Origin of the sequence: Paenibacillus doosanensis, assembly GCF_025060755.1 — a bacterium.
Taxonomy (GTDB): Bacteria; Bacillota; Bacilli; order Paenibacillales; family NBRC-103111; genus Paenibacillus_S; species Paenibacillus_S doosanensis.
In genome coordinates this window covers 163,132-176,711 of the sequence record NZ_JANYUY010000004.1, presented here as the reverse complement: position 1 = coordinate 176,711, position 13,580 = coordinate 163,132, and the positions used below count along the sequence as shown (strand labels likewise).

General features: G+C 56.3%; 12 protein-coding genes. 9 read left to right on the top strand and 3 right to left on the bottom strand.

Annotation, left to right across the window (positions count from 1 at the left end; genetic code table 11):
- Positions 1 to 27: 27 nt before the first annotated feature.
- From N0M98_RS05870 to N0M98_RS05850, 5 genes are all read left to right on the top strand, one after another.
- Entirely contained in the window at positions 28 to 1,146 is a 1,119-nt protein-coding gene (locus tag N0M98_RS05870) for a LysM peptidoglycan-binding domain-containing protein (RefSeq protein ID WP_259617220.1), read from the top strand.
- 41 nt (positions 1,147 to 1,187) lie between these two features.
- On the top strand, positions 1,188 to 1,376 hold the full coding sequence (locus N0M98_RS05865) for a hypothetical protein (RefSeq protein ID WP_259617219.1): 189 nt from the start codon (positions 1,188 to 1,190) through the stop codon (positions 1,374 to 1,376).
- Between the two features lie 159 nt (positions 1,377 to 1,535).
- A complete protein-coding gene (locus N0M98_RS05860) occupies positions 1,536 to 3,299 on the top strand; it encodes a methyl-accepting chemotaxis protein (protein ID WP_259617218.1) in 1,764 nt (587 codons plus the stop codon).
- Positions 3,300 to 3,395: 96 nt separating this feature from the next.
- Entirely contained in the window at positions 3,396 to 3,938 is a 543-nt protein-coding gene (locus N0M98_RS05855; protein WP_259617217.1) for a phosphotransferase-like protein, read from the top strand.
- Between the two features lie 393 nt (positions 3,939 to 4,331).
- On the top strand, positions 4,332 to 4,505 hold the full coding sequence (locus tag N0M98_RS05850; RefSeq protein WP_249860419.1) for a hypothetical protein: 174 nt from the start codon (positions 4,332 to 4,334) through the stop codon (positions 4,503 to 4,505).
- A 90-nt stretch (positions 4,506 to 4,595) separates the two neighbouring features.
- On the opposite strand, the gene N0M98_RS05845 is transcribed toward N0M98_RS05850, so the two are convergent.
- Positions 4,596 to 5,645, bottom strand: a complete 1,050-nt coding sequence (locus N0M98_RS05845; protein ID WP_249860420.1) for an LLM class flavin-dependent oxidoreductase — start codon at positions 5,643 to 5,645, stop codon at positions 4,596 to 4,598.
- Positions 5,646 to 5,979: 334 nt separating this feature from the next.
- On the opposite strand from N0M98_RS05845, the gene desA reads away from it, so the two are divergent.
- Positions 5,980 to 7,008 (top strand): Delta(5) desaturase DesA, encoded by a 1,029-nt coding sequence (desA, locus tag N0M98_RS05840; RefSeq protein ID WP_259617216.1) that lies wholly within the window; start codon positions 5,980 to 5,982, stop codon positions 7,006 to 7,008.
- Between the two features lie 91 nt (positions 7,009 to 7,099).
- Here desA and N0M98_RS05835 read toward each other — a convergent pair whose 3' ends face one another.
- Entirely contained in the window at positions 7,100 to 7,846 is a 747-nt protein-coding gene (locus N0M98_RS05835; RefSeq protein ID WP_259617215.1) for a MerR family transcriptional regulator, read from the bottom strand.
- A 169-nt stretch (positions 7,847 to 8,015) separates the two neighbouring features.
- Between N0M98_RS05835 and N0M98_RS05830 the strand changes: the two genes are divergently transcribed.
- Complete coding sequence (locus N0M98_RS05830) at positions 8,016 to 9,239, top strand: MFS transporter (RefSeq protein ID WP_310943209.1); 1,224 nt, start codon at positions 8,016 to 8,018, stop codon at positions 9,237 to 9,239.
- Between the two features lie 399 nt (positions 9,240 to 9,638).
- Here the strand turns inward: N0M98_RS05830 and N0M98_RS05825 are convergent, their stop codons facing one another.
- Complete coding sequence (locus N0M98_RS05825; protein WP_259617214.1) at positions 9,639 to 11,417, bottom strand: putative hexosyltransferase; 1,779 nt, start codon at positions 11,415 to 11,417, stop codon at positions 9,639 to 9,641.
- Between the two features lie 347 nt (positions 11,418 to 11,764).
- Between N0M98_RS05825 and N0M98_RS05820 the strand changes: the two genes are divergently transcribed.
- Positions 11,765 to 12,421: a DsbA family oxidoreductase gene (locus N0M98_RS05820; RefSeq protein ID WP_259617213.1), complete on the top strand. Its 657-nt coding sequence runs from the start codon at positions 11,765 to 11,767 to the stop codon at positions 12,419 to 12,421.
- Between the two features lie 140 nt (positions 12,422 to 12,561).
- Positions 12,562 to 13,203: an NAD(P)-dependent oxidoreductase gene (locus tag N0M98_RS05815; protein ID WP_259617212.1), complete on the top strand. Its 642-nt coding sequence runs from the start codon at positions 12,562 to 12,564 to the stop codon at positions 13,201 to 13,203.
- Positions 13,204 to 13,580 lie beyond the last annotated feature (377 nt).

Below are 13,580 nucleotides of genomic sequence, written 5' to 3'. Positions count from 1 at the left end.
GGTCAGCTACGATAATGGAGGTAGGGAATGATGGAGAATAATCACAAACATTCGGCAGTCGAATCCTTAACGGAAGAAAAGGCGCTTCTTTCGGATCAAAGCCGAACCGTGCTGCATGCCAAAAAGAAATCGAGACGGTTATATACGGTGGTCTCCGTACTGCTTGGAACCGCGATTGTCGGTGGGGCTATTGCGATGGTTTCCGCTGAATCGGGCCTGACGAAGACGGAAGCCGCCGAGCAAGCCCCCGTCAAGACCGGAACGAAGACATTGGCCGGTTCCTCGCTGGCGTACGCCGCTTCTGCCGAATCGGAGCAGCCGGGTACCGCAGATTACCAGCCGACGAGAGTGCAGGCGGAAGCAGACGCAGCGGATGTTCAGACCGTCGGCAGCGCGCAGGAAGCGGGATCGACCGTCCGCTCGGCAGAAGGCGGGAGCAAATCCTCCGCGGTTGTCCGCGACCTGTCTCAGGCGAAGCCGAAGCAGGTTCAAAGCGATAAGCCCGCTAAAGACACCGTCGTTACGGAAGGGGCTTCCGGCAATAAATCCAAGGAGGCCAAGAGCAAGAGCGCCGAGAAGGCAGCTCCGGCATCGCCTTCCCCGTCACCATCGCCATCGCCATCGTCCTCATTGCAGGCTCCGCTTAAGGCAGAGGGGCTTTCGAAGGAATCGCTCCAGACCTCCGACACGGCCAAAGCGGATAATCCCGGCAGCGCCGATAACGCAGAGAAAACGGACAGTGCGTCCAAATCCGATAAAGCGGTTCAGCTGCCTGCGAGCTATATCGTCAAGGCAGGCGATACTTTATTCAGTCTGTCGGTCCAGTTTTATCGTTCGCCTCAATACGTTTCTTTGATCGCAGACAGCAATCACATCAAAAAAACGGCCGATCTGAAGGCCGGAGACAAGCTGACGATTCCTCAGCTTCCCATAGAGAAAACGATCAAGCTGCCGGACTATGATTTCTCGGTGCACGATCATACCGTCAAGAAGGGCGAGACACTGTCAAGCATCTCCAAGGAATATTATCAATCTGCCAAGCATGCGTCGTTTATTGCGAGCTTCAATCATTTGGACGAAAATAATCCGCTTAAGGAAGGCAGTGTACTGAAAATTCCACTGTCGTCAGCTATCGACTATAACTAAGACGAATTTATTGTCACAACATGAGGGAGTTAACATACACGATGAAAACGATGGATCATGTTAACCAGCAGTTTTACAAAGAGCTTCAGCAGCTCAGCTATCAGGATGAAATGAGGCCGAAGCTGCTTATTTACGGAGTCAAGCGGATTCTGGAACAGAAGCAGAAGCAGAGCTTTTTACGTAAAATGAGGGTTCCCAAAGTGCATACGAAGCCGGTAAGCTGGCTGTAGAAGGAATAATGAGGACGCCGGGAGAAAGGCCGAAATCGGAGAGAAGACCGATAACGGTCTTTTTTGTTGTATTGGGAAGGGGATTGGAAGATGATGTCGAATTGAATCGAAGCGATGAAAATGGTAGTCATATCGACCTAGAAGGAGCGTAAAAAACTAATGAAATGGTTTGCTTCGATTAGAAAAAGGCTGGCATTGCGGATCGCCGCTGCGGTGATGGCAGTCATTATCGTATTATCGGCGGGATACTTGTATATGCAAGTCCGTAATACCGAAACGGCAGCCGAGAAGGTTATTGCCAGTTACGGCATCCGGATGGCAGACAGCTATTCCAAGCAACTGGATGCAGCTAGACTGGAGCAGTTCATGAAGAATCCCGAGGAAAATGATACATATTGGTCGATCCGTCAGGAAATGGATCTGTTCCGCAAGGAGATTGGAGCGCTATACGTTTATGTCGTTCGTATCGACGAAAGCCGGCGCCCGCTCATTATGATTGACGGACAACCGAAGGATTCGGACGCCGCTTCTCCGATTAACGAAGTTACCGATATTTCCCCTGAATCCGTAGACGTTCTGCTGAAGGGAGAGACGACCAGCTCCCCGATTATCGATAATCCGCAGTACGGCAAATATATATCGTCCTATGCCCCTATTGTCCGCGCCGACGGAAGCGTTATCGGGGTGCTCGGTATCGATACGGACGCTGCCGTTGTCGATTCGATTGCTGCCAGCGTAATTAAGGACGGCATCCCGTATTATGTACTGCTTATCTTGATGACGCTAGCGGGCCTTGGCTTGGTCGCATGGGTGCTGGTCCGCGCGCTCAGCCCGTTGAAATGGATCGTATCCGGCGCCGAGAGCATTGCCGTAGGGGAGCTGGGACGGGCGAGCCAGCTGCTGCAGGATCATCCGGTTCGTTCCTCCGATGAGATTGGAGCGGTCTATCAGGCGATGACGCAGATGTCTTCCGGCCTGAACGCCATCATCGGCAAGATCGTATCGAACATCTCGCAGACGTCCGAGCAGTTGGTTCTCTCCTCGGACCGCTTTACCGCGGAAGCGCAGCAGGTGCTGGAGATGAACACACGCGTCAATAAAGCCGTAGGCCGGGTAGCCGACGGAGCGCAAGCCCAGAGCTTAAGCTCGGATGAAAGCAGCCGCTCCATGGAGGAAATGGCGACAGCCATCCAGCGTATATCGGAAGCTTCGCTAACAGTGTCCGATGCTTCCCTGAAAGCGCTTGAGAACGCCGAGACGGGCAGAGAGACGATCCGGCAGATGAATCGGCAAATTCATACGATTGCCTCCGCTGCCGAAGAAACGGTGGGTCGGGTTACCGTGCTGCGCGACCACTCGCGCGAAATCGAAGGCGTTCTCACGGCCATTTCGGATATTGCCAATCAGACAAAGCTGCTGGCGCTGAACGCTTCCATCGAAGCGGCAAGGGCCGGCGAGCACGGGGCTGGCTTCGCCGTTGTGGCGGGAGAGGTGAGGAAGCTGGCGGAGGATGCGTCCGATTCGGCGCAGCTGATCTCCACGCTGCTGCACAATGTACAGAACGAATCGCTTCGAATCAGCGAAGCGATGGAAAGCGGGGCCCGCGAAATAAAGGCGGGTACCGAATTGTCCGGGGCGGCGGAAGAATCGCTTACCCGGGTGGTGGAAATGTTCCGATTCGTCTCGGAGCAGATTCACGATATATCCGCCGCCACGGAGCAGATGTACGCCGGATCGGAGGAGGTCGCCGCGTCGGTCGTCGGCATTGCCGATATCGCCAAAGCCTCATCCGATCAGACGCGTGAAATTCGCGCATTGACCGATACGCAGTTGGATGTCGTCAAGCAGATCGCCGATTCGGCGGCGGCTTTAAGCGGGATGACGCACGATATGCGGGAGGCCGTCAAGCAGATTAAGGTGTAAACGAGGACTTGACTACAAGGAAACTTTCCCTTCTACGACGGCAGATACGAGTTACAATGAAGTAAAGTGACGGTCAGAAGGGAAGGTGATTGGACCGTGGATCAACCTTGCATCATTATCGTAACCGGAATTATGGCGAGCGGTAAATCGACGGTAGCGCAGCTGTTGGCGGAGCGGTTCGAGAAGTCGGTCCATCTGCGCGGCGATACATTCCGCAAGATGATTGTCAACAACCGCCAGGAGGTGCGCCCGGATTCGGCCGACGCCGATCTTGCGCAGCTGCGCTTGCGATACCGGCTGGCCGCGCAGGCGGCCGATGCTTATGCAGCCGACGGCTTTACCGTCATCGTTCAGGATGTGATCGTCGGCCGGCTGCTGAGCGAGTTTGTCCGGCTTGTGGCGCATCGGCCGCTGTACACGGCCGTGCTTTGCCCGCGGCCGGAGGTCGTGGCGCAGAGAGAAGCGGGCCGGGAGAAAAAGGGCTACGGCATATGGACCGTCCAGGAGCTGGACGATGTGCTGCGGGGCGAAACCCCGCGGATCGGGCTGTGGCTGGATACCTCGGAGCAAACTCCGGAGGAAACGGCTTTGGATATTATGCGGCGCATATGGACGGAGGGCGCGATTGAGTCGAAGTGAATCAAGGGCGACGCTTCTACAGTGGCGCAGTGCACTCGCAACGGACACAGCGGCCGTTATATAAACCATATCGGCCATTTTGGATTCCTAACGGACACAGCTGCAGCTATTTGTTGGCAAAGCCTCCATAGAAAGCAGCTCGGAGCTATGTAAGCGCCGTGATGTCCGTTTGCGATTAACAAACGTCTGTTTACGATGAATTTAGCTCCCTGGTGTCCGTAAAACTTAGAAACGGTTCGATGCTAGGTTCCGGGGGCTGCACCTCCTGCAGCTCCCTTCCAGACCGCTTGAGCACCCCTCTCGAGAAAGATGGTTGGGGGAAGTGTTTGAAAGTGCTATTTGCGCGATAAAATCCTCGCCTGAAGCCAAGCTATTGTCTAAACAGACACGTTAATGGAGCATGAAGAGGGAATAGGACATCGAATTTCAACAAACGAGCATCCTGCGATCGATAGAGCGTTGGAGCAGCGCAAGCGGGAACCACTTTCGACCGCAGGACACGACGAAATCACCGCCTTTTTAGAAAAAAACGCCAAAAAACCGGTTGCCGCCCGGGATCGGGCGTAACCGGCTGCTGCGAGCGGGCAGGCAGGTAGAGGCAGGAAGGCGCTAGATTGCTTGCCCCGCTCGGGCTTAAGGCTTCGGATTGCGGCAGCTTCAGGAGGCCGAGCTCTCCCGGGCAATTTCCGCGATAAGCTCATACGAGCGCAGACGCGCCTGATGGTCGTAGATTTGTGCGGAAATAATAAATTCGTCGGCGCCGGTTAATTCGAGCACGGACTGCAGCTTCTCCCGGACCGTGCTTTTGCTTCCGGCGATCGTGTAGCTGAGCTGTCTGCGAACCGTTTCTTTCTCGTGCGGGGTCCACAATTCGTCCATATTGTCTACGGGAGGCTTGAGCGGACCGGTTCCGCCGCGGATCAGGTTCAAAAACTGCTGTTCCTGCGACGTGGCCAGTCTTCGTCCTTCCTCGTCCGTATCCGCGGCGAAGACGTTCAATCCGATCATTGCATACGGCTTATCCAGCACTTCCGAAGGCTGGAAGTGGCTGCGGTACAGCTCGAGCGCTTGCAGGACGAAGTCGGGAGCGAAATGGCTGGCGAAAGCGAACGGAAGCCCGAGCTGCGCGGCCAGCTGGGCGCTGAATCCGCTGGAGCCGAGCAGCCAGATCGGGATGTCGAGACCTTCCCCGGGAACGGCTCGCAGGCCGGTCGGCCGCCCTTCCTGATGCGGCTCGAGATAAGAGCGCAGCTCGTCCAGCAGGTCGGGGAACTCATGACCGGTCGTGCCGAGACCGCGGCGCAGCGCGCGCGCCGTTAACTGGTCGGAACCGGGCGCCCGGCCCAGACCCAGATCGATACGGCCGGGATACATCGATTCCAGCGTGCCGAATTGCTCGGCGATGACGAGAGGGGCGTGGTTAGGCAGCATAATGCCGCCGGAGCCTACGCGGATCGTCGAAGTGCCGGCGGCTACGTAGCCGATCACCAGCGAGGTGGCCGAGCTGGCGATCCCGGGCATATTATGGTGCTCCGCCAGCCAGTAGCGGTGATAGCCCCACTCTTCGGCATGCCGGGCTAAATCAAGCGTATTGCGAAAGGAATCTGCCGGCGTACCGTCTGAGACGATCGGCGCCAGATCCAGTACGGATAAGGGAATGCGTTGAAAGGTGCTTTTTACTACCGGTACAGAATGGCTTTCGGACATCGGAATCAGCCTCCTTTAATCGGTCTGGAAAGTAAAGCAAAGCGTCATGGAACTTTGTATAACATATTAGTTATTATTCGTTATTAGATAATAAAAAGCAAGCGGCGACTTTTTTGTAATATAGTATCTTTATGATACTTTCGCTGCAGGACTGGCCGGAATGGTTACAGAAGGGCACAAATTTGGGGCTTCGCCGGGACCGTTTATCGAAGCCCAATAAATCCCTCCGCCCGCAGCCGGTCGCGGGAGAAACCTTTTCCTCGAATCTACGTACTACTTGCGTTGGGCACAAATGAGTTCCGATTGAATTCGGGGAGAGGAAGATCGACAACAAATGATTCATGAGGAACAGGGTGGATGGAAATCCAGCATCGCACCCTACGAGCGGCCGCATATCAAGCACAGTATGTGGCAGATGATCAATACGCTAGTGCCCTTTTTTGCGCTATGGTATTTGGCTTACTTGAGCTTGACGGTTTCGTACTGGCTCACACTGGCATTTGCCGTAGTTGCAGGCGGATTTCTGATCCGAATCTTTATTATTTTCCATGATTGTTGTCACAAGTCATTTTTTCGAAATCGGACGGCGAATGAGGTCGTAGGGACGATTACCGGTATATTGACCTGCTGCCCTTATGATCAATGGCGCCACAGCCACTCGGTGCATCACGCCACCAGCGGCAATTTGAGCAAGCGGGGAACAGGGGATATTTGGACGCTAACGGTAGAGGAGTATGTAGCGCTTCCGTTATGGAAACGATTCGTGTACCGGATGTACCGCAATCCGCTGATGATGTTCGGGATCGGGCCGATCTACATTTTTTTGATCGACTACCGGTTTAATCGCAGAAAGGCAAGTACCAAGGAACGTATCAACACGTACGTGACGAACCTGGGAATCGCCGGAGGAGCGGGACTGCTGTGCTGGCTCATCGGCTGGCAGCAGTATTTGCTCGTGCAGGGTCCGATTTTTCTCGTCTCGGGCATCGCGGGAATATGGCTTTTTTACGTGCAGCATCAATTCGAGGATACCTACTACGAGCAGGAGGGAGAATGGGACTACGTCAAGGCTGCTCTGCAGGGAAGCTCCTTCTATAAGCTGCCGAAACTGTTGCACTGGATTACCGGTAACATCGGCTTCCACCATATTCATCACTTAAGTCCGCGGATACCGAATTATTACTTGGAAACGGTTCATAATCAGAACCCGGTACTGCAAGATGTGCAGGCGATTACGTTGGGAAGCAGCTTGAAGTCGCTGCAATTCCGCGTATGGAACGAGCAGAGCAAGAAGTTCGTAGGGTTTAGAGATATAAAGCGCCGGCCGCAGACGCCGGTTGTGAAGCGGCAGGCTGCAAAGTAGCAACAAAAGAACGGTTCTTTCCCGGCGACGGAAGGAGAGCCGTTCTTTTTCGCGCAACCGCAAGGGATTGTTCCACATGAAACATTGCCTGTCAAAAGTCTCGGGCGAATGCCTCCGCCGCGAGGCAAAGATAATAGGCGAGTCCGGTTTGCTGCGATTCCAGCATGGACCGGTGAAAGTCGTCGCCGAGGAAGAAGCGGCACTGAGCGGCAAAATCCGCTTTGCCGATCGCATGGCCATGGCGATTCAAGAAGGCCAAATGATCTTCTATAAGTGCTTGAAGCCGCTCATCGTCCACTCTGCGCCCGCTGCGCAGCGCTTCGGCCATCCCGTCCATAAACCGCTTCGCCTCCGCCGCTTGCTCATTCATCTCGGCGACGTCTACCGGATATTGCTCGGCGAGATCGTAGTCGTACGTCTCCTGCAAATACTGACGCTGTTCCTCCAGAGCCTCGGTCCACTGCTCCTCCGTCGCAAAGCCTGCGAACATCTCGTCTTGGCTCATCTTCTCTCCCTTGCGGGCGTGATCGATCGACAGCCGGAGCGTCTCAAGCAGACGCTGCAGCCGCTCCATCCGCGCGGTCAGCAGCAGCTGCTGGGCGGACAATATCGCCAGCCGTTCCGGTTCTTGGTCCAGAAGCTGTTGAATTTGTTCGAGAGGGAAGTCGAGCTCCCGGTAGAATAAAATTTGCTGCAGCCTTTCGAGCTCCTTCATACCGTACAGCCGGTAGCCGGCTTCGCTGATTTGGCAAGGCTCAAGCAGGCCGATTTTATGATAATGATGCAGCGTCTTTACCGTAATATTGGTCATGCCGGCAACTTCTTTTACCGTATACATATCGGATCACCTCATTGTTTTTCCTCATTGTAAAGGCTCCCCTAAGAGGAGTGTCAACATCCCGGCACAAAGTAAAATTGGCGGTTGACTCTGACCTTAGGGCAGGGATTATGCTGTGAACCGGCATCAAATCCAATCTGTCGCAATATAAGGAAGGAGCCGTGTCATCTTGTCCTATACCGTTCTATGGCGTCACCGTTTCATTCGGGCCGTATTGATTTCCAATGTATTGTCCCAAATCGGCATTTGGGTGCGCAATCTTGCCGTGTTATTGTTCGTCATGGAAAAGACGGGCGCCGATGCGCCTTCCGTATCGCTGATCTCGGTGGCGGAGTACGCGCCGATCTTCCTCTTTTCCTTGATCGGGGGCGTGTTGGCCGACCGTTGGCGGAGGCCGAAACGGATGATTATCGGATGCGACGCTGGGAGCGCCGTCTCGATCGCCGGCGTCATGGCTGCGCTATGGCTCGGCTCGTGGCAAGCGGTATTCGCGGCGACCTTCGTGTCAGCCGTCTTGTCGCAGTTGGCGCAGCCTGCGGGAATGAAGCTGTTCAAGCAGCAAGTATCGGACGAGCTGGCGCAGCCGTGCATCGCGCTGCTGCAGATGTTATTCGCCGTGTTCATGGTCGCCGGTCCGGTTCTCGGTACCTTCGTTTACGCTCACTGGGGTATCGAGGCGTCGCTGGCGCTGACGGGGGCGGCGTTTCTGGGCTCTGCTGCGGTGATGGCCTTCGTGCCGCGCGATGCGGCCCTTCCCGCAGATGAAGAAGGCTCGGGCGGCGCCTCCTTGCTTCGCGATATGGCGGAAGGGATTCGCTATACGGCGAAGAAGCCGGTGCTGCTCTATACGAGCTTATCGTTTATGGCGGTGGGGCTTGGCGTCGGGCTTATCTCGCCGCTCGGCGTCTTCGTTATTACCGAGCGGCTCGGCTTGCCTGCGGACGATTTGCAGTGGACGATGATCCCTTACGGGATCGGAGAGGTGCTGGGGGGGCTGGCGGCGTTCAGGCTGGCTTCCCGCTGGACGCCGCAGAAGCTGCTCGCGGCCGGGCTGGCCGTCAATGCGGCGGGAATTGCCGCAATGGGCATGTCGACCGCGTTGTGGAGCGCGATGCTCGCGCAGTTTGCTATCGCGCTTCTCCAGCCGGCTATTTTTATCGGAAGCGGCGCGCTGGTAATGAAGCATACGGAGGAACGCTTCATTGGAAGGGTTACAGGCATCCGGACGCCTCTGATGACCGGAGCGATGGTCGCGATGATGAGCGCCGCCGGGCCGCTGAAGGAGGCGTTCTCGCTTCCGGCGCTGTACGGCGCGGCGGGCGGCATGTTTGTACTCGGGCTGCTGCTGCTTCTTCCCGTGTTTCGCGTTTCCGGGGAAGCTGCTGAGCAATAAGGGCTAATCATGCAAAAAAAGGCCGTTAGATGGCGTTATGCGCATACTAACGGCTTTTTATTTTTGTTTAGGAAATGATGCGCAGCAATGTCCTGTGGATATCCGGGTGCTCCCCCGAAAGGAAAGTCTACCCATAGAACGATCCCTAGACGCCGATCCAGCTTAGGCTGGATGCGGACGCAATAAGCTTCAGAGCATCACGTCACTACCCTGGAAATTACTCTTGGTACCCCATTTCCATTGTCTGTGGTGCCGCGTAGCGGCATGGATGGCTTTTGGGGGATTTGTTCCCGAAGACATGATACTGATCCGCTTTGCCGGGATCGTGGGGATGTTTCCGGCCGGGAGGGGGCGCCGATTGCCGAGGCGGTCGAGCCGGGGGCCCCAACGAAGCCGCCTTTACCTGTCAATCGATTCATCGCGGCGCGGCGATGGCCCGGTTCTAGGCGGGGTGATCGGGGGCCCGGCGGATAGCGCGGGCTGCTCGAGTTCGCTGCGGCGGCGGCCGCGGTCCCATAGGATGATGGCCAGATAGATGCAGAGGCCGATATTGGCCGCGGCGGTAACGAACATCGTGAAGCTATAGGAAGCCTCGCGGCCTCCGGCATGGTACAAAATATCGTACGTATTGACGAAGGACGTCGTGCTGAAGCCGGCGGCCAGCCACAGGAGCCTGCGGTCACGCAGCAGCGCATAGGCAAGCAGGGCGATCGCGGCCGCGGGGAACAAGTACCGTTCATGCATGCTGGAGGCGAAGGTGAACACGCCGGCAATTAGTAGCAGAGCGGCTGCCGGGCCGAGCTTGGTTCCGCCGCCCTTCGCATAGGACAGCCAGGAATACAGCGTCACGATCACAATCATAGCCATGCCCCATGTATGGTAATCGAACCAGAGGAGCGTCGTCGTATCCTTCGTATAATTTGCGCCCAGCAGGGCAAAGAAATTATATGCATTGACGGAAGCGTAAGGATACTCATTGACGGTGCCGGTATACAGCTTCAGCAGCCAGAGCGGGCTTTGCCCCGCCGAGAAGGGGAGCACGACGGGCAAGGCGACGGCCAAAGCCGAGCCTGCGGCGATCAGCCAAGGCTTGAGCCGTTTCTGCCGAATCAGCTCAAAGAACAACACGGGCAAATAGATGATGCCTTGGGGCTTCATCAGCACGGCGGCGGCCAGGAGAGCGGAAGCCCGGCCGATGTTGCGGTTCGCCAGCATCCACAGCCCTCCGACAACGATCAAGGTGAAAAAGGAATCGACCTGCCCCCAAAACGTGGAGTTGATCAGGATGGCCGGATTCCAAATATAAAAGGCGGCGATCAGCCAGCCGGCTTCGAAGGACAGCAGCTTCCGGCCGATCCGGTACAGCACATAGGCGGTAGCGATGTCCGCGGCTATCGACGGAAGCTTAAGCAGCAGCGCGCTGTAAGGACTTAGCGCCGTCAGCGAGGCCAGCTTGCCGATCAAATACAAAACATACATATACAAAGGCGGATAATCGCTTGAGCCGTGCAGGTAGAAGCCGCTCAAATCGCGGGCTGCGGACATCGCCCAATTTCTGAACAAGTTCAGGTCCGTATGGCCGGGAATCCAAGGAGCGGCGGCAATGCGCAGCAGCAAGCCGGCTCCGAGCAAGGACGCCAGCAGCAGTACGCGGCGCTCCCGGGGAAGCTGGAGCGAGCGGCGCTGCAGCCGGTAAGCGGCCCATCCCGCCGCTGCGATAAATATCGCCGCATACAAGGCGAGCCCCGCGGCATACTTGGAGGAGGAGCTCGCTGCGCCTCCGGGCCGTCCGCCGCCCGCCGCGGGCATCGTTCTGCGGCTATCGGCCTGGCCGCTGACGGAGCCTCCCGGGCCGGAGCCGCTGCCGCTGCCGCTGCCGTCCTGCAGCTGCCCCGGGCGCTGTCTGCGGCCGCCGCCGGGGTTCTGCTGCGGCTGCGCGCCGTCACCCGGAGCGGCTTGAATGCCGCCTCCTCTTGCAGCCCCGGCGTTCGGCGCGCTTCCGAAGCCGCTTGCACCCGGAGCGTCGCGGAAGCTCGCTCCTCCCGGCTGGAATGCGCCTGACGGAAGCGACGACGCCGGGCGCTGGCCATAGCTCCACAGAGAATACACGGTAAGCCCGAGCGAGAGCACAAGCAGAACAATAAGGGTGAGAGAAAGCTTTGATTTCGGAACGGACATGCGGCGCTGCGCCCCTTTCTATTCGGTGCCGGATATTATTTTTCCATTATGGATGAGCAAACTGAAAACGAGCTTAAACGAAACTGATCGTTCGCTTAATGTTGGGGCGTGCAAGAAGGCACAATCATATCAAGGGTTGACAACAGGAATGACTTGTAACTATAATTGTTACAGGAATTAAAGGAAATGGAGTGTCCCGCGAACTATCAATGTAGTCTGGGGGAACGTAACGTTGGAAAAGGGATCTGCCTGCGGCAGGCCGGCAGGCCGCCGCCATACAATGATTTTATACGCTTTCTTGTAACAATTATGGTTACAAAATGAGTGAAAGGAGCTGAACATCAATCGTGACTTTGCGTATTCAAGCTTATTCGGATTTTATATGTCCGTTCTGTTTTTTGGCCAAAACGCCGCTGGACGAGGCCGTGCAAGGCAAAGACGTCGAGATCGAATGGATGCCTTTCGAGCTGCGTCCGAGTCCGGCGCCGAAGATCGACCCATGGGAGGACCCTTCCAAGCTTCGCGGCTGGGAGTCGTATATTACTCCAATGGCGGAACAATGGGGAGTTCGTATGAAGCTTCCGCACATCTCTCCGCATCCGTATACCGGCCTGGCTTTCGAAGGCTACCATTATGCGAAGGATCAGGGGCGGGGCAACGCCTACATGAGCCGCGTGTTCGCCGCTTTTTTCCAGGAAGAGCAGGATATCGGGCAATTGGACGTGTTAACGAAGCTGGCCGCGGAGATCGGCTTGGAAGAAGCCGGCTTCCGCGAGGCGCTGCAGTCCGGCAAGTATCGGGACATACAGGCGCAAGCGCTGCGCCATGCTTATGAGGAGGCCGGGATTACGGCTGTGCCTACGTTTATTATCGGCAGCGAGCGCGTGCAGGGCGCGGTTAGCCGCGAAGCGCTGGAGAGCGTCATTATGCAGCAGCTGGAGCGGGAAGCGGGCGGTAAGACGCAAGGGCTGCAGTGCGATGCGTCAGGAGATTGCGCGCCGTAAGCAAAGCTTGTCGGCGCCTCCTCTTTAGCTGCGGACGATGAACGGTTAGCCGAACGCAGAGCCTAAGCGAAGCCAATCGGCGAATTGCCGCAAGTTGGATTGACTATAACGACAAAACGAAAATAATGGAGGGTATGATCATGAAAATTGCAGTTATCGGAGCCAGCGGAAAAGCAGGAAGCCTTATCGTGAAAGAAGCGGTCGGCCGCGGGCATGAAGTGACGTCGATCGTTCGGGACGAGTCCAAGCTTGCGAGCCGGGATACGGCCGTATTGGAGAAAGACGTCTTCGCGCTGACCTCGGACGATCTGCGGGCATTCGACGTTGTCGTGAATGCGTTCGGCGCGGCTCCCGGCCAGGAGCATTTGCATGTGGAAGCGGGCCAAGCTTTGATTCAGGCTTTGAAGGGGGCTCCGCAAACGAGACTGATCGTTGTCGGAGGCGCAGGCAGCCTGTTCGTGGACGAGCAGAAGACGACCCGCTTGTACAATACTCCGGAGTTCCCGCGCGAATATTACGCCACCGCTTCGAATCAGGGTAAAAACCTGGAGGATCTGCAAAACAGCGAAGGCATTCAGTGGACGTTCGTCAGCCCCGCCGCCTTCTTCGATCCTGCAGGCCAAAGAACCGGTTCTTATCAAAAAGGGAAAGATCATTTGATGGTCAATTCGCAGGGCAACAGCTATATCAGCTACGCCGATTTCGCCCTTGCGGTCGTCGATGAGATCGAGAAGCCGGAACACAAGAACGAACGGTTTACGCTGGTTGGAGAAGCGGAATAATCGTTGACAGCCCTAGGCACATAAGCATCGAAAACTCGGAAGAGTCTTCGATGCTTATTTTTTTGCCGATAAAGCCGGCCCGTCACTGACGCTCCGTAAATTCCCGCCGACCCGTCCGCGAAACGCCGCTGTTATCGTCATTCACAGTCTTTCGCTTCGTCAGGGACGTCTCTCTCGTTAGCAGGCAAGCCGCACAAAAAACGTCATACTACAGCAAATAAACGCAATGTTCCGGCCGCCGGCGCGAATGTATATTGAACATGAATCGCCAAATGCCGATCGATTGGGAGCATTACTTACCGTTATATACCTTGATAGACCAATCGGCAGCTGCGCCGAGCGGTCTTTCTTCATTTTACCCGCCCGGTTGGCGTATG

Coding starts and splice junctions, on each gene's coding strand:
- N0M98_RS05870 (WP_259617220.1), top strand. CDS start 28: ATGATGGAGAATAATCACAAACATTCGGCAGTCGAATCCTTAACGGAA.
- N0M98_RS05865 (WP_259617219.1), top strand. CDS start 1,188: ATGAAAACGATGGATCATGTTAACCAGCAGTTTTACAAAGAGCTTCAG.
- N0M98_RS05860 (WP_259617218.1), top strand. CDS start 1,536: ATGAAATGGTTTGCTTCGATTAGAAAAAGGCTGGCATTGCGGATCGCC.
- N0M98_RS05850 (WP_249860419.1), top strand. CDS start 4,332: ATGGAGCATGAAGAGGGAATAGGACATCGAATTTCAACAAACGAGCAT.
- N0M98_RS05845 (WP_249860420.1), bottom strand. CDS start 5,645: ATGTCCGAAAGCCATTCTGTACCGGTAGTAAAAAGCACCTTTCAACGC.
- desA (WP_259617216.1), top strand. CDS start 5,980: ATGATTCATGAGGAACAGGGTGGATGGAAATCCAGCATCGCACCCTAC.
- N0M98_RS05835 (WP_259617215.1), bottom strand. CDS start 7,846: ATGTATACGGTAAAAGAAGTTGCCGGCATGACCAATATTACGGTAAAG.
- N0M98_RS05825 (WP_259617214.1), bottom strand. CDS start 11,417: ATGTCCGTTCCGAAATCAAAGCTTTCTCTCACCCTTATTGTTCTGCTT.
- N0M98_RS05815 (WP_259617212.1), top strand. CDS start 12,562: ATGAAAATTGCAGTTATCGGAGCCAGCGGAAAAGCAGGAAGCCTTATC.